The sequence below is a fragment of the Nocardia fusca NBRC 14340 genome (genome assembly GCF_001618425.1).
GTDB classification, from domain to species: domain Bacteria; phylum Actinomycetota; class Actinomycetes; order Mycobacteriales; family Mycobacteriaceae; genus Nocardia; species Nocardia fusca.
This window is the reverse complement of sequence record NZ_BDCU01000017.1, coordinates 1-15,549: the sequence shown is the minus strand read 5'-3', so window position 1 is coordinate 15,549 and position 15,549 is coordinate 1. Positions and strand designations below refer to the sequence as shown.

The 15,549-nt window shown below is 68.9% G+C and carries 12 protein-coding genes; 9 read left to right on the top strand and 3 right to left on the bottom strand.

The window, feature by feature from the left end:
• Window positions 1-63: 63 nt before the first annotated feature.
• Complete coding sequence (locus NF4_RS06490) at window positions 64-369, top strand: hypothetical protein (protein WP_063126408.1); 306 nt, start codon at window positions 64-66, stop codon at window positions 367-369.
• Window positions 370-399: 30 nt separating this feature from the next.
• Here NF4_RS06490 and NF4_RS06485 read toward each other — a convergent pair whose 3' ends face one another.
• Window positions 400-1,287 carry a PAC2 family protein gene (locus tag NF4_RS06485; protein ID WP_063126407.1) on the bottom strand — a complete coding sequence of 296 codons (888 nt, stop codon included), beginning with the start codon at window positions 1,285-1,287 and terminating at the stop codon, window positions 400-402.
• Between the two features lie 145 nt (window positions 1,288-1,432).
• Here NF4_RS06485 and metH point away from each other — a divergent pair, with 145 nt between their 5' ends.
• The 3 genes from metH (at window position 1,433) to NF4_RS06470 (ending at window position 7,735) form a co-directional block, all read left to right on the top strand.
• Window positions 1,433-5,029 carry a methionine synthase gene (gene metH, locus NF4_RS06480; RefSeq protein ID WP_063126406.1) on the top strand — a complete coding sequence of 1,199 codons (3,597 nt, stop codon included), beginning with the start codon at window positions 1,433-1,435 and terminating at the stop codon, window positions 5,027-5,029.
• 316 nt (window positions 5,030-5,345) lie between these two features.
• Window positions 5,346-6,926 carry a serine/threonine-protein kinase gene (locus NF4_RS06475; RefSeq protein ID WP_063126405.1) on the top strand — a complete coding sequence of 527 codons (1,581 nt, stop codon included), beginning with the start codon at window positions 5,346-5,348 and terminating at the stop codon, window positions 6,924-6,926.
• Window positions 6,927-7,036: 110 nt separating this feature from the next.
• The gene (locus NF4_RS06470; protein WP_063126404.1) at window positions 7,037-7,735 is read left to right on the top strand and encodes an HAD family hydrolase; all 699 of its coding nucleotides are present in this window, start codon (window positions 7,037-7,039) and stop codon (window positions 7,733-7,735) included.
• A gap of 87 nt (window positions 7,736-7,822) precedes the next feature.
• Here the strand turns inward: NF4_RS06470 and NF4_RS06465 are convergent, their stop codons facing one another.
• Together NF4_RS06465 and NF4_RS06460 are read right to left on the bottom strand one after the other, a co-directional pair.
• On the bottom strand, window positions 7,823-8,620 hold the full coding sequence (locus NF4_RS06465) for a MerR family transcriptional regulator (RefSeq protein ID WP_063126403.1): 798 nt from the start codon (window positions 8,618-8,620) through the stop codon (window positions 7,823-7,825).
• 80 nt (window positions 8,621-8,700) lie between these two features.
• Window positions 8,701-9,912, bottom strand: a complete 1,212-nt coding sequence (locus tag NF4_RS06460; protein ID WP_063126402.1) for a serine hydrolase domain-containing protein — start codon at window positions 9,910-9,912, stop codon at window positions 8,701-8,703.
• Between the two features lie 460 nt (window positions 9,913-10,372).
• On the opposite strand from NF4_RS06460, the gene NF4_RS06455 reads away from it, so the two are divergent.
• The 5 genes from NF4_RS06455 to hisG all read left to right on the top strand — a co-directional run bounded on the left by NF4_RS06455 (window position 10,373) and on the right by hisG (window position 15,203).
• A complete protein-coding gene (locus tag NF4_RS06455) occupies window positions 10,373-11,233 on the top strand; it encodes a HalD/BesD family halogenase (protein WP_063126401.1) in 861 nt (286 codons plus the stop codon).
• A gap of 43 nt (window positions 11,234-11,276) precedes the next feature.
• Complete coding sequence (locus NF4_RS06450) at window positions 11,277-12,098, top strand: class I SAM-dependent methyltransferase (RefSeq protein WP_063126803.1); 822 nt, start codon at window positions 11,277-11,279, stop codon at window positions 12,096-12,098.
• 45 nt (window positions 12,099-12,143) lie between these two features.
• On the top strand, window positions 12,144-13,958 hold the full coding sequence (locus NF4_RS06445) for a choline/carnitine O-acyltransferase (protein WP_063126400.1): 1,815 nt from the start codon (window positions 12,144-12,146) through the stop codon (window positions 13,956-13,958).
• A 94-nt stretch (window positions 13,959-14,052) separates the two neighbouring features.
• The gene (locus NF4_RS06440; protein WP_030521337.1) at window positions 14,053-14,316 is read left to right on the top strand and encodes a phosphoribosyl-ATP diphosphatase; all 264 of its coding nucleotides are present in this window, start codon (window positions 14,053-14,055) and stop codon (window positions 14,314-14,316) included.
• A gap of 35 nt (window positions 14,317-14,351) precedes the next feature.
• Window positions 14,352-15,203, top strand: a complete 852-nt coding sequence (gene hisG, locus NF4_RS06435) for an ATP phosphoribosyltransferase (RefSeq protein ID WP_063126399.1) — start codon at window positions 14,352-14,354, stop codon at window positions 15,201-15,203.
• Window positions 15,204-15,549 lie beyond the last annotated feature (346 nt).

The following is a 15,549-nucleotide window of genomic DNA, read 5'->3' as shown; positions in this document are numbered from 1 at the left end:
AGGAGATCCCGGAGCAGGAAATGGTTCCCCGCCCCCGTGTGGGGAAGGATTCAGGAGGTTCGGGTGGAAGCGTTGGTATACGGGTATTTACGCGACGATCTGGCCGCGGGTGACGGTGACGATATGGAGGCCGCGCTACGTGAGCTGGCCGAGGCCCGAGGACTGTGCTTCGCCGCGACGTTCCATGAATCGAGTCCCGGTGACGGGACGGCGTTCGCCGAACTGACCCGGGAACTCCAGCGGGCGGACGCCCATCACGTGGTGGTTCCGTCGCTCGATCACCTCACCGGCCAGACGATTCCACGCGAGCTGCTCATCGCGAAACTGGCCAGTGACGCCGCCGCCCGCATCTGGTCGGTGGCCGGCTGAACCGAGGACCCGGCGGCCCGGCGTACCCCCTCAGCGCCCGAAGCCGCCGGGTCCTCGTCTGCGCAGGTACTTCTCGAATTCGGCGGCCAGAGCGTCGCCGTCGATCTTGGCCATCGCCTCGTTCACATCGATCGCGGCGTCGCCGCGCTCCTCCAGCGAACGCACGTATTCGGCGATCTCGTCGTCGGCGACGGTCATCTCGTTCACCGTCGACTCCCACTCCTCGGCCTGCTGCGGCAGCTCCCGCAGCGGTACCTCGATATCGAGGACATCCTCGACCCGATGCAGCAGCGCGATCGTCGCCTTCGGGTTCGGCGGCTGCGACACGTAGTGCGGTACCGCGGCCCAGAACGACACCGCCGGGACCCCGGCCTTCACACACTGGTCCTGGAGCACCCCGGTGATACCGGTGGGCCCCTCGTAGCGGGTCTGCTCGAGGCCGAACTGCTCGGCCGCGTCCTTGCTGTAGGCCGAACCCGTGACCGGCACCGGCCGGGTGTGCGGGGTATCGGCGAGCAGCGCCCCGAGGATCACCACGGTCTGCACGCCGAGCTGATCGATGAACTCCAGCAGATCCGCGCAGAAGCGCCGCCACCGCATATTCGGTTCGATACCGCGTAACAGCACCACATCGCGGTCGCTACCGGGCGGGGAGCACACCGACAGGACGGTCGCCGGCCAGACGATCTCCCGGGTGACGCCCTCCACCTGCCGGACCATCGGCCGGTTCACCTGGTAGTCGTAATAGTCCTCGGAATCGAGTTCGGCCAGCGGCCGCGCATCCCAGATCAACTCCAGATGCTCCACCGCGCCGCTTGCGGCGTCACCAGCGTCGTTCCAGCCCTCGAAGGCCGCAACGAGCACCGGGTCACGCAGTGCGGGCAGTTCCCGATCCACCGGAGATTCACTCGAGCTCACCCCTGCCAGCCTACGGGGCGGGGCCGCCACCGGCGCGCAGTATCGGTCCCCTCGCGCCTGTCGGTGGCGTCGCCGGTTGTGGTCGCCCGCACAGGGCAGGAAGCAGGGCGACACCGTGACAGAGGCGCGCACTAGTCTGGAATCCATGTCTGCCTCCCGCTCCGCCGAGTTCGATACCACGTTGCTCGACACTCTCACCAGGCGTGTCGTGATCGGTGACGGCGCGATGGGCACGATGCTGCAGGCCGTGGACCTGACGCTCGATGATTTCCGCGGGCTGGAGGGTTGCAACGAGATCCTCAACGACACCCGTCCCGAGGTGCTGCGGCATATCCATCGTTCCTATTTCGAGGCCGGCGCCGATGCCGTGGAGACCAATACCTTCGGCTGTAATCTGCCCAATCTGGGCGACTACGGGATCGCCGACCGGATTCGGGATCTCTCGGAGAAGGGGACGCGGCTGGCCCGCGAGGTCGCCGACGAGATGGGGCCGGGCCCCGACGGCGTGCCGCGGTACGTGCTGGGCTCCATGGGCCCCGGTACCAAACTGCCCACCCTCGGCCACGCGCCGTACGCGGCCCTGCGCGACGCCTACACCGAGGCCGCGCTCGGCATGCTCGACGGCGGCGCCGACGCGGTACTGATCGAAACCTGCCAGGACCTGCTCCAGGTCAAGGCCGCCATCACCGGCACCCACCGGGCGATGGAGCGGGCCGGTCGCCGGATCCCGATCATCACCCACGTCACGGTGGAGACCACCGGCACCATGCTGGTCGGCAGTGAGATCGGCGCGGCGCTGACCGCACTCGAACCGCTGGGTATCGACCTGATCGGCCTCAACTGCGCCACCGGGCCGGACGAGATGAGCGAACATCTGCGCTACCTGTCCCAGCACGCGCGCATCCCGGTATCGGTGATGCCCAACGCGGGCCTGCCGGTGCTCGGCGCGCACGGCGCCGAGTACCCACTGACCCCGGAAGAGCTGGCCGCCGCGCTGCGCGGGTTCGTCGCCGACTACGGCCTGGCCCTCGTCGGCGGCTGCTGCGGGACCACCCCGGAACATATCCGCCAGGTGGCCGAGGCGGTCCGTGAGGTCGAGACCGGGCTGGCGCCGATCGGGCAGCGCCGCACTCCCGACCCCGAGCCCAGCATCTCGAGTATGTACACCGCGGTGCCGTTCCGGCAGGACGCGAGCGTGCTGATGATCGGGGAACGCACCAACGCCAACGGTTCGAAGGCGTTCCGGGAGGCGATGCTCGCCCAGGACTGGGCGAAATGCCTGGATATCGCCAAGGACCAGACCCGCGACGGCGCCCATATGCTCGACCTCTGCGTCGACTACGTCGGCCGCGACGGCACCGCCGATATGTCGGAGCTGGCGTCCCGGCTGGCCACCGCCTCCACCCTGCCGATCATGCTCGACTCCACCGAGACGCCGGTGCTGCGCGCGGGCCTGGAACATCTGGGTGGGCGCTGCGCGGTGAACTCGGTGAACTACGAGGACGGTGACGGCCCGGATTCCCGGTTCCAGCAGACCATGGCCCTGGTCGCCGAACACGGCGCCGCGGTGGTCGCCCTGACCATCGACGAGGAGGGGCAGGCCCGCACCGCCGAGCACAAGGTCGCCATCGCCGAGCGACTCATCGCCGACATCACCGGTAACTGGGGTCTGCGCGAGAGCGACATCATCATCGACACCCTCACCTTCACCCTGGGCACCGGGCAGGAGGAGTCGCGCCGCGACGGCCTGGAGACCATCGAGGCCATCCGGGAGCTCAAACGCCGGCACCCCGAGGTGCAGACCACGCTGGGCCTGTCGAATATCTCCTTCGGACTCAGCCCCGCCGCGCGCCAGGTGCTGAACTCGGTGTTCATGCACGAATGCGTGCAGGCCGGCCTGGACAGCGCCATCGTGCACGCCTCGAAGATCCTGCCGATGAGCCGGATTCCGGACGAGCAGCGCGAGACGGCCCTGGACCTGGTCTACGACCGTCGTCGCGAGGGCTACGACCCGCTGCAGAAACTCATGCAGCTGTTCGAAGGGGTGTCCACGGCCGACTCCCGCGCCTCCCGGGCCGACGAACTGGCCGCGCTGCCGCTGTTCGATCGGCTCGAGCGGCGCATCGTCGACGGTGAGCGGGCCGGGATGGAGGCCGATCTCGATGAGGCCATGCGGGAAGTGCCGCCGCTGAAGATCATCAACGAGACCCTGCTCTCGGGGATGAAAACCGTCGGCGAGCTGTTCGGGTCCGGGCAGATGCAGTTGCCGTTCGTGCTGCAGTCGGCCGAGGTCATGAAAGCCGCGGTCGCCCACCTGGAACCGCATATGGAGGCCACCGACGACAGCGGTAAGGGCCGCGTCGTCCTCGCCACGGTCAAGGGCGATGTGCACGATATCGGCAAGAACCTGGTGGACATCATCCTGTCCAACAACGGCTACGAGGTGGTGAACCTCGGCATCAAACAGCCCATCGCGACCATTCTCGACGCCGCCCTGGACAAGAAGGCCGATGTGATCGGGATGTCGGGGCTGCTGGTGAAATCCACCGTGGTGATGAAGGAGAACCTGGAGGAACTCAACTCCCGCGGCGTCGCCGACCAGTTCCCGGTGCTGCTCGGCGGGGCCGCGCTCACCCGGTCGTATGTGGAGAACGACCTCACCGACGTCTACGAGGGCGATGTGCATTACGCCCGGGACGCCTTCGAGGGCCTGCGGCTGATGGACGAGATCATGTCGCAGAAACGCGGTGACGGTCCCGATCCGGACAGCCCGGAGGCGGTGGCCGCGCGCGAGAAGGCGGCCGAACGCAAAGCGCGGCACGAGCGCTCGCGCCGGATCGCCGAACAGCGGCGGGCGGCCGAGACGCCGGTCGAGGTGCCCGCCCGGTCGGATGTGGCCGCCGATCTGCCGGTCCCGGTGCCGCCGTTCTGGGGTACCCGGGTGATCAAAGGCCTCCCGGTACACGAGTACTCCGGGTTGCTGGACGAACGGGCGCTGTTCCTCGGTCAGTGGGGGCTGCGCGGCCAGCGCGGCGGTGACGGCCCCAGTTATGAGGAACTGGTGGAATCCGACGGCCGGCCCCGCCTGCGGGCCTGGCTCGACGAGCTCAGTACTCAGGGCGTGCTCCAGCACGCCGCGGTGGTGTACGGCTATTTCCCGGCGGTGTCCGAGGGGGACGACGTCGTGGTGCTCACCGAACCGGAACCCGATGCGCCGCAACGTCACCGGTTCACCTTCCCGCGCCAGCAGCGCGACCGGTTCCTGTGCGTCGCCGATTTCATCCGCTCGCGCGAGCGTGCCCGCGAGACCGGGCAGGTGGACGTCCTGCCGTTCCAGTTGGTCACCATGGGACAGCCGATCGCCGATTACGCCAACCAGCTCTTCGCCGACAACAACTACCGGGACTATCTGGAGGTGCACGGCATCGGGGTGCAGCTCACCGAGGCGCTCGCCGAGTACTGGCATCGGCGTATCCGCGAGGAACTCACCCTGGAGGGCCACGCGATCGCCGATTCCGATCCGGCCGATATCGCCGACTACTTCTCGCTCGGTTACCGCGGCGCCCGTTATTCGTTCGGGTACGGCGCGTGCCCCGATCTCGAGGATCGCGCCAAACTGGTGGACCTGCTCGACGCCGGGCGGCTCGGGGTGACACTGTCGGAGGAACTGCAGCTGCATCCCGAGCAGTCCACCGACGCGTTCGTCCTGTTGCATCCGGAGGCGAAGTACTTCAATGTCTGAGCCCGGATAAACCTGCGGGCAATGTGATTGTCGTCACTTGCGGGGCGGTCCGGGCGCTCCGGACCGCCGTCGGAGACCGAAAACGCAGGTGATCGAGGTATAACGGGGTCGGTAAACCCCTACTGCCCGCGCGGCTTCCGGGTGCCGGAGCGTAGGATTTCCGGGACTTTCCGCTGAGGTTACCGCCGAATCAGAAGCCGCGACAATGTTGTCGGGCAGTTCGGGCGCGCCGGGCCGGAGCGGAGCCGTAGGCAGCCGCCTGTGACGCGCGGAGTGCTGGAAGACTCGGCGGCGAACAGAAGGGGCCACGACAGAGATGACCAAGGATCGGCTGATCGCCGGACGGTATCGGCTCACGGATCCCATCGGCACCGGCGCCATGGGTGTGGTGTGGCGGGCACTCGATATCCGGCTCCAGCGCACCGTCGCGGTCAAACAGGTGCTGCTCGGACCCAACCTGACCGAACAGCAGACCTCGGAAGCGCGCAAACGCGCACTGCGCGAAGGCCGGATCGCCGCGCGCCTGCACCACCCCAACGCCATCTCGGTGTTCGACGTCGCCGAGGAGGACGGCCAGCCGTGGCTGGTCATGGAATACATGAACGCGCCGAGCCTGGCGAGCCGGTTGAACCTCGACGGCACCATGGGCCCGCTCGAGGTCGCCAAACTCGGCGCCCAGGCGGCCGCCGCGCTCGCCGCCGCGCACGACGCCGGTATCGTGCACCGCGATGTGAAACCGGCGAATCTGCTGGTGGGCGACGACGGTACGGTGAAGATCACCGATTTCGGCATCTCGCGCGCCACCGGGGATGTGACGGTGACGGCCACGGGTTTCCTGGCCGGCACCCCCGCGTATCTGGCCCCCGAGGTCGCCCGCGGTGAGCAGCCGATACCCGCCTCCGATGTCTTCGCCCTGGGATCCACGCTCTACCACGCCCATACCGGCCGCCCGCCGTTCGGCGACGGTGACAATCCGCTGGCGGTTCTGCACGCGGTGGCCGGCGGCCAGGTCGAACCGCCCGCCGGCGCGGGCGCTCTGGGACCGGTGCTGATGCGCCTGCTGGCGACCGAGGTCGCCATCCGTCCCACCATGCACGAGGCGCAGGTCATGCTCGAGGAGGTGGCCGCCGGGCGGGCACCGGAACCGGTCGATCCGGTAGCACCCGCCGCCACGAAGATCCTGCCCGCCGATGCGGCCGCGACCACCCCGCGGCCGCCGGATGATCCCGCCCCGGTGCCGGTGCCGCCGCCGGGCGCAACCCCGCCGGCCTTCCGCGGTCCGCGACAGGCCGCCCCGGCGAGTGGCACCGGCGCCGCCCCGCCCGCGTCCGGGCCCACTCCGGCAGGGACCGGGGGCTCCCGGAAACGCACCGGTGTGGCGTTGCTGGCGGCTGTCTCCGCGCTGATGCTGGTGGTGGTTGTGGGGCTGGTGCTGGCGGATGTCCTCGGCGGTGACAACACCGACGATCCGGCCGCGCTCGCCCCGGGCACGTCACAGGCGCTCGCCCCCGAAACCGCCGAATCCGACACCGAAACCACCGCCCGGCCGTCGAACACGACACCGCCGCCGACCACCGAAACCGGTCCGCCGTCGGCAGCCCGGGTCGAACAGTTCGTCCGCGGGTACTACGGCCTGCTGCCCGGCAATCCGTCCGCCGCCTGGTCCCAGCTCTCGCCCGCGTATCAGGCCACCACCGGCGGCTACGCCGAGTACACGCGCTTCTGGTCGACCATCTCCGCCGTCAGCATCGGCGCGGTGACACCGTCGGGCACCGGCTCGGCCGTCGCCACCATCACCTACACGATGAGCAACGGTTCGGTGCAGTCGGAGAACCGGTCGTTCCAGGTGGTGCCCGAGGGTGGACAGCTGGTGATCACCGCCTCCCAACTGCAGTGAGCCGCCGCCCGGGACCTTCCCGCCGTCCGGGCTGCGGATAGGGTCGGCCGGGGTGCCGGGTCGTCTCCCGGGCACAGGCATGTGATCGACCGCGACGAAAGGCCGTACCTATGAACCGGGTTGCCGGAGTGCTGTGGGATATGGACGGCACCCTCCTCGATTCGGAGAAGCTCTGGGATATCGGTGTGCGGGAGCTGGCGCGCGAACTGGGCCGGGAGATGACCCAGGAGATCCGGCACGCACTCATCGGGGCGTCCGGGGCGAACGCGCTGCGGATCATGTTCACCGAACTCGGTCTGCCCCCGGAGCCCGAGGCCGTGGCGGCGGCCGGACATTTCCTGGAACAGCGCGTGACGGAACTGATGAGCGGGCCGATCCCGTGGCGTCCGGGCGCGGTGGAGGCGCTGGAGATGGTGCGTGCCGCGGGTCTGCCCACCGCGCTGGTGACCAACACCAAACGGTCGCTGACCGAGCTGGCTCTGGAGACCCTGGGCCGCGATCGCTTCGATGTCTCGGTCTGCGGCGACGAGGTCCCGCACGGGAAACCGGATCCCGCCGTGTACCTGCGGGCGGCGGAGCTGCTCGGTCTCGAGCCCGGCGATTGTGTGGCCGTCGAGGATTCCGTCACCGGAGTGGCCGCCGCGGCGGCCGCGGGTTGCGGGGTGCTGGTGGTGCCCTGCGAGATCCCCGTCCCGGTGCACCCGTCGCGGGTGCACCGCGACAGTCTGATCGGGCTGTCGCCTACCGACCTCGACGAGGTGCTGCGGACCTGCCGCGCGGTTGCCGTCAGTGATCCTGGGGCGTCCTGAGTTCCGCCGGCTTCCGGTCGTCGACGACCGACCCGTGGCGCGGGTCACCGTCTCGCGGCGAGACGGTGAGCTCGGGCTCGGGCAGTATCAGCGTGGCGCTCGACGGTGGTCCTGCGCGGGGAGCCGGATACCGGCGGTCCGGAGCCTGTTCTCGAAGAGCACGCCCAGCCGCCTCACCGCCGGCGTCTGCTCTTCGCCGTGGTGTGCGATGAGGGTGTATCGCGCCGCGGTATCGGTGCGTGCCTGCAGGGCGGTGACGATCTTCAGGTGTTCGGGGTGAGTGAGGTAGTGGTCGGCCACGGCGGTGGCGAGTTCGGCGACGCGGGGGTCGTCCGGTTCCCAGGCCGCGGCCGCGGCGGCGCGCTGGATCAGGGCGACGTAGCGGGGGTCGTCGAGGGCGAGCTCGACGTGGCCGAGGTAGTCGTCGAAGCCGTCGGGTACCAGGGCCTTCGCCAGCACCCAGCCTTCACGGGCGGTCGCCACCTCGTCCGCGGGAAAGCCGAGGCGGGTCATCCTCTCCAGCAACGTCACCGCGCGGTCGCCCAGCAGCGCCCGGTCACCGTCGGCGAGCCGGTGCAGCGTGTCACGCCGCGTGACCAGCTCCTCGATCCGTTCGGTGAGTTGCCGCTCGACGCCGGCCAGCGCGGTGACGAAGCCCGCGGGGTCGGCTTCGAGCAGCGGCCCGATCTCGGCCAGCGGCACCCCGGCGGCGGCCAGCGTCCGGGCCTGCACCAGCCGCAACAGCTCCGCGGATCCGTACCGCCGGAAACCGGAGCTGTCGCGTTCCGGCTCTGCCACCAGCCCGATCTTGTGGTAGTGCCGCACCGTCTTCACCGTGACGCCGACGAAGGCGGCCGCCTGCCCGATCGTGACTCCGTTCCTCATCCGTTCAGCCTTCCTTGTCGTGGAGCCCGCAGTGGCGGTCGCCCGGGAGCCGCTCGACCGTGCTCCCGGGGCCGGTGTCCTCAGCGCCGGGCGGGCTCGGAATTCCCCGGCCCGCCGAAGACCTCGTCGACGAGCCGGAGCCGGGCGTTCGAAAACGCTGTCGCAATGGAGAGGCCGGGGTCGTCCACGCAGTTCAGCGCGGCGGTGAGGATTCTGGTGCCGTCGGGTGTGCTGTACATCAGCGCCGCGTGCCCGACGGCGGCGCCGTTGTGGGTGATGAGGGTGCCGCCGCCCTCCGTGTCCTGGACGAATACTCCCAGGCCGTAGGCCATCCCGGGGATACCCGTCGGACGCGGGGTGCACATCTCGGCCAGCAGCGTGGGCGGCAGGAGTTCACCGTTCATCAGCGCGGCGATGAAGGTGTGCAGGTCGCCGGTGGTGGAGATCATGTCACCGCCGGTGGAGACCCAGGTCGGGTTCTGCCGCGTGACATCGATCGTCCGTTCCGCTCCGGCGTCCGCATAGCGGTAGTAGGCGTGCGCGTGCGGCTCGGGGATCTCCGGCGAGGCGTCCGGTACCACAGTGCCCGACAATCCCAGTGGTCCCAGGATCCGCCGCTGCATCTCCGCGGCGAGCGAGCGTCCGGTGACCTTCTCGATCAGCAGCCGCGCCGCCACGTAATTGGTATTCGAATAACTCCAGCCCGCCCCCGGCTCGAACCGCGCCGGCTTCGACAGCGCCAGTTCCACCAGATTCTGCGGTCGATAGATCCCGAACCGGTTTTCCGGCCACGCCGGGCCCGAGGGTCCGTAGGGGATCGGAATTCCCGGCACGACCGTTCCGTCGTCGTGGACTTCGCCGGTGAAGTTGAACAGGCCACTGGTGTGCTGCAACAGCATCCGCACCGTGATCCGCGCGTCGAACCCGAACTCCGGCAGATACTCCACCACCGGGACATCCAGCCCGATCCTGCCCTCACCCACCAGCTGCAACACCAGCGTCGCGGTGAAAGTCTTGGTATTGCTGCCGATCCGGACGTGCCCGTCGATCGGCGGCGGCACCGAACCACCCAGCTCGGCCAACCCCGCGCTGCCGGCCCACTCGCCCCGCTCATCGTGCACCCGCACCGTGATCCCGGTGAAACCGGACGCCACGATCTCCTCCAGCGCTTTCCGCAACCCCGGACGATCGGGTCCGCCGGTCGCCGATCCGGCCTCGTCGCCCGCGGTGGCGGCGGCGTGCGCGCCGGTCCGCGTAGTGCTCTCGTTCTGGTTCGAAAAGGTGATGGACATGGTGGTTCGGTCCTTCGACTCGGTGGTATTCCCTCGGCGTGGTGCCGCTGCGACGAGCTTCCACCCTGACCCGAGGTCAACTTCAACGGTGATCTGCATCACCTCCGCGTGGCCGGCCGGATGCGGGACAGTTCCCGGAACAGGACACCCGCCGGTTTTCCGGCAGCCGCGGTCCGGTAGCCGGGCGACCACCGCGACGGGCCCGGTCCGGCGGCGAGACCGCTTCGTGTCCTTCGGGTTCGGCGGTTTCCGATGCGACGCCGATTGCGTCCGTGCGCCAAACATCCGATGATGGGCTGCATTTCGCGGCCGTTTCCCGTCGTCACCGCTGTGATCAGGGACGACCGGCGATTGCGAACGATGTTGCGGAACAACAAGACCGAACGGTCCGTGACCGGACTCACCCGCTATCTCCGGCAAACACCGGGCGTGTCGCAGACAGTCCGATAACAATATCGCTATGGCCGCCACGGTGACCTTGGACGCAATCGTCGACACATCCCGCTACCCGCTCGCGGAGCCCGGCGCTCCCGGTTGGCGTGCCGCGGTGGCGGCGGCCCGGGCCGATCTCGCCGCGGACGGCTGCACTGTCCTGCGCGAGTTCATCCGGCCCGAATTGCACGCCCTGCTCGCCGAGCAGGGGGAGCGGATGGCGCCGCACGCCTACTACCGCACCGAGCAGGTCAACGCCTACAACATCCCGCTCGACAGCGAATTGCCCGAGGGCCATCCCGGCCGGATCGTATTCGAACGCGGTAACGCCTTCGTGCCGCGCGACCGCATACCCGCCGATGCGCTGATCCACCGGCTCTACACCGACGAGTTGTTCCAGCGTTTCCTGGCCGACTGCTTCGACCGGGATCGGCTGCACGAATTCGCCGACCCCCTGGCGGGGCTGGTCCTGAACGTGGTTTCCCCGGGACAATCGCATCCCTGGCATTTCGACACCAACGAGTTCACCGTCAGCATGCTGACCGCCACCCCCGACGCGGGCGGCGTCTTCGAATACTGTCCCGGGATCCGTTCCCCGCAGGCCGAGAACCTGCCGGATGTGCACGCGGTTCTGTCCGGATCGGGCGAGCACCTCATCCGGCGCCTGGTACTGCGCCCGGGGGATCTGCAACTCTTCCAGGGCCGCTTCTCGCTGCACCGGGTCTCCCCGGTGGCGGGTGCGGCCGCGCGGCATACGGCGATCTTCGCCTACAGCGACCGTCCCGGTGTCATCGGCACCGTGGAACGCACCCGTCAACTGTTCGGACGGGTGCTCCCCGATCATCTCGCCGCGGCCGACGCCGTCCGGGGTGACCGGCTGCTCGATTGATCGACGCGATCGAGTGGATACCGCCCGAGGAGAGGAACACACCGTGCCAGTTCCGTTGCACACCACCGGGAAAGCATCCTTCGACGACATCTACTCGAGGCCCGATCCACGCGGCTACTATGCGCGGATGTCGGAGCTGGACTATCGCATTCCGGAACTGGCGAAACCGCATCTGCGGGGGCAGATCGCCGAATGCGGCGCGGCGAAGGGAGCAGCCCCCAGCGTGCTGGACATCGGGTGCTCCTACGGCGTGAACGCGGCCCTGCTGCGCTGGGACACCACCCTCGCCGAGTTGGCCGGCTCGTATGCGGACCCCGAGGCGGGTACGGAGGAGTTGATCACGCGCGACCGCGCCCGGCTGGCCGGCGCCGACGCGCTGCCCGGGGTGCGGTTCCTCGGTATGGACGCCTCCGCGCCCGCACTGGACTACGCCCGCGCGGCGGGCTTGCTCGATGCCGTGGTGCACGCCGACCTCGAGGCCACCGATCCCAGTGACGAGCAACGCGCGATTCTCGCCTCCGCGGACCTGGTCGTCTCGACCGGCTGTATCGGATACGTCACCGAGAAGACGATTGTGCGGATCGCCACCGCCCATCCCGACCGACGCCCCTGGATGGCCCATTTCGTGCTGCGTATGTACGGTTTCGCACCCATCGAGGCGGAACTGGCGGCCCTGGGCTACCACACCCGGCGGATGCCCGGTGAGTTCGCCCAGCGTCGGTTCGCCTCGCTGGCCGAGCGCGAGCAGGTGCTGAGTACGCTGGCCGGTAACGGCATCGATACCACCGGCCTGGAGAACGAGGGTTGGCTGTATGCCAATCTCTATGTGTCCCGGCCACTTTCGGCGCCCATATCCATCGCTTGACCGCCGGGCGCAACCCGCCGACCGACGACCGAACCGGAGAACGACTTGACCGAACCCACCTTCGCCGCCGAGGACCAGCTCCCGAGGGTCCCGTTGCCGACCCTCGAGGACAGCTGCGCGCGTTTCATCCAGTGGTGCACACCGCTGCTGACCGCCGAGCAGCTGGCCGCCACCGAGGCGGCCGTGGCCGATCTGCTACGCCCCGGCGGCCCCGGCCGCGTGCTGCACGACGCGCTGCGCGAATACGATGAGACACCGGGCGTGGGCAGCTGGCTCGACCGGTTCTGGCCCTCGCGCTACCTGGGCCGGCGGGACCGGATCGCGTTGAACGCCAACTTCTTCTTCCTGTTCCGCGACGATACGGCGCTGGCGAGTTCCACCGCGGCCGACCAGGCCGAGCGCGCCGCCGCGCTGGTCGCCGCCGCGGTCGACTACAAGCTGGCCCTGGACCGGGAGGAGATCCCGCCGGTCACCCAGCGGGGGCAGCGCCTGTCCATGTGGCAGAACAAGTACCTGTTCTCCGAGACCCGGATCCCCGGTCTCGAACAGGACACCGTGCGGGTGCCCTACAGCGAGGCCGAACCGGGCCCGTCCACCGCGCGCCACATCCTCGTACTGCACCGCGGAGCCATGTTCCGGCTGGACGTTCTCGGACCCGACGGCGACCCGTACGCCTTCGAGGATGTGACTGCGGGTCTGCGCTCGATCCTGAAATCGGCCACCGAGCCGGCCCCGGCCGGGACCTCGGTGGGACAGCTGACCACCGCGGCGCGCGCCGACTGGGCCCGCGCCCGCGCCCGGCTGCTGACCGATCCACACAATGCCGAAGCGCTCGACACCGTCGAAACGGCGCTGTTCGCCGTCTGCCTCGAGGATTTCGCCCCGCGCGACGACCTGCACGCCGCCGACACCCTCCTGCACGGTGACAGCGCCAACCGGTGGTTCGACAAATCGGTCTCGTTCATCGTCTTCGCCGACGGCCGGGCCGGCATCAATGTCGAACACTGCGGCCTGGACGGCACCACCATTTTGTCCTTCGTCGACACCCTGCTGGAGACGCCCGTCGGCGAACACCTCCAGCGGTCCGGGGCGCGGGGGCAGGGGCTGCCGCCGGCCGAGCAGATCGAGTTCCGGCTCGACGCGGAGCAGCAGGCCGAAGTGGTCGCGGCCGGGGTGGCGTTCGCGCAGTACGCCGCCGACAATGCCACCACGGTCGTCTCGTTCTCCGATTTCGGCACCGCCCGGGCCAAGCAGCTCGGTATCTCCCCGGACGCCTTCGCGCAGCTCAGCTACCAGCTCGCGCACCGGCGCAGCAAAGGCCTCACCGGCGCGACCTACGAATCCATCGCCACCCGGCAGTACCGCAACGGCCGTACCGAGGCGATGCGTGTGGTGACCCCGGAGATGGTGACCTTCGCCGACACCATGACGGACCCGGCGGCCGATACCGCCGCGAAACTGGCCGCTGCCCGCGCCGCCGCCACCGCGCACGTGGAACGGGCGAAACAGTGCCAGTCCGGTGCGGCGCCGGAACAGCATCTGTGGGAACTCGAATGGATCCAGCGGCGCCGCGGCGCCGAACTCGGCGTCACCGACCCGATCCCGCTGTACTCCAGCCCCGGCTGGACCGTCCTGCGCGACGACTATCTGAGCACCAGCTCCGCACCGTCGGTGAACATCAGCTACTTCGGTTTCGGCTCCACCAGCCCGAAGTGCATCGGTATCGCCTACGTACTGCTGCCCGACCGGTGGAACCTCTACCTGGCCACCCCGGCGGCCGTCGCCGACCAGATGCACGCGTTCGCCGGGCACCTGCGCACCGCCGTCGCCGAACTGGAGACCCTGCTCTCCGGAGCATGAGCGGTACTCGTGTGATCGCCCGAGTGGGTGCCACGACACAGTGGCGCCCACTCGGGCGGAGTCGCGCGGCGGTGGTCTGAAACAATGACCTGCCGTGAAGACTTTCGAGGCCCTGTTCGCCGAGCTCCAGGATCGCGCAGCTACCCGCCCCGCCGGGTCGGGCACCGTCGCCGCGCTGGACGCGGGCGTCCATACCCAGGGCAAGAAGGTGCTGGAGGAGGCCGGTGAGGTGTGGCTGGCCGCCGAACACGAGGGCGACGAGGCGCTCGCCGAGGAGATCTCCCAGCTCCTCTACTGGGTACAGGTTCTGATGGTGGGCCGCGGGCTGCGGCTGGAGGACGTCTACCGACATCTGTAGACGCCCCGACCGTTCCCCCGACCGAAAGGACCATCATGCTGCGCGTCGCAGTGCCCAACAAGGGCGCACTCTCCGAATCCGCGGTCGCCATCCTCACCGAGGCCGGCTACCGCAAACGCACCGACTCCCGCGACCTCACCGTGCTCGATCCGGCCAACCAGGTGGAGTTCTTCTTCCTGCGGCCCAAGGACATCGCCATCTACGTCGGCTCCGGCGAACTCGACCTGGGGATCACCGGCCGCGATCTGTCGCTGGATTCGGGCGCGCCCGTGCACGAACGACTCTCGCTCGGATTCGGCGGTTCGACCTTCCGCTACGCCGCCCCGCAGGGCCAGGACTGGAAGGTCGAGGATCTGCAGGACAAGCGGATCGCCACCTCCTATCCCAACCTCGTACTGGCCGATCTGTCGCGCCGCGGGATCGAAGCCGAGGTGATCCGGCTCGACGGGGCCGTCGAGATCTCCATCCAGCTCGGGGTGGCCGACGCGATCGCCGATGTGGTCGGCTCCGGCCGGACTCTGCGCCAGCACAATCTGGTCGCCTTCGGCGAATCGCTGTGTGATTCCGAGGCCGTGCTGATCGAACGGGCCGGCTCCGACCAGCGCGAGCGGGCGCGTAACCAGCTGGTCGCCAGGGTCAAGGGTGTGGTGTTCGCTCAGCAGTATCTGATGCTCGATTACGACTGCCCGAAGAACCTGCTGGCACGCGCCGCCGAACTCACTCCGGGGCTGGAATCCCCGACGGTCGCTCCGCTGGCCGACCCCGGCTGGGTGGCGGTCCGGGCACTGGTGCCGCGGAAGAAGGGCAACGAGCTGATGGATCAATTGGCGGAACTGGGCGCCCGGGCCATCCTGGCCACCGATATCCGCTCCTGCCGCGCGTTCTGAATCAGCCGGCGTAACGCGGTCTGTCCCCGCCTCGGCGCCGAGGTCCGCATCTCGGCGCCGAGAGGCCCGGTGACCTGCGTGGTGGCCCTGATCACGCTGCTATGAGCTACGCAGGCCGGGCAGGGTGCACATCTGTACGCACCCTTTCTGTCTTCCTCGAATGGTCGGCCTCAGTGGTCGGGCCCGCCCCATTCTGGACCGACGCAGCGACTGAGCGCGCGTGCCGTTGGTCCGTCCATGGATCGGTGGCCATTGAGCACTGACAGTGATGTGAGCCTCCCCAGGTGGGTCGAGGCGCATGACAGCGTGCACCTTCTGTCTATTTCTGATGGTCTGCCTCAGTGGT

Coding starts and splice junctions, on each gene's coding strand:
- metH (WP_063126406.1), top strand. CDS start 1,433: ATGTCTGCCTCCCGCTCCGCCGAGTTCGATACCACGTTGCTCGACACT.
- NF4_RS06475 (WP_063126405.1), top strand. CDS start 5,346: ATGACCAAGGATCGGCTGATCGCCGGACGGTATCGGCTCACGGATCCC.
- NF4_RS06470 (WP_063126404.1), top strand. CDS start 7,037: ATGAACCGGGTTGCCGGAGTGCTGTGGGATATGGACGGCACCCTCCTC.
- NF4_RS06465 (WP_063126403.1), bottom strand. CDS start 8,620: ATGAGGAACGGAGTCACGATCGGGCAGGCGGCCGCCTTCGTCGGCGTC.
- NF4_RS06460 (WP_063126402.1), bottom strand. CDS start 9,912: ATGTCCATCACCTTTTCGAACCAGAACGAGAGCACTACGCGGACCGGC.
- NF4_RS06455 (WP_063126401.1), top strand. CDS start 10,373: ATGGCCGCCACGGTGACCTTGGACGCAATCGTCGACACATCCCGCTAC.
- hisG (WP_063126399.1), top strand. CDS start 14,352: ATGCTGCGCGTCGCAGTGCCCAACAAGGGCGCACTCTCCGAATCCGCG.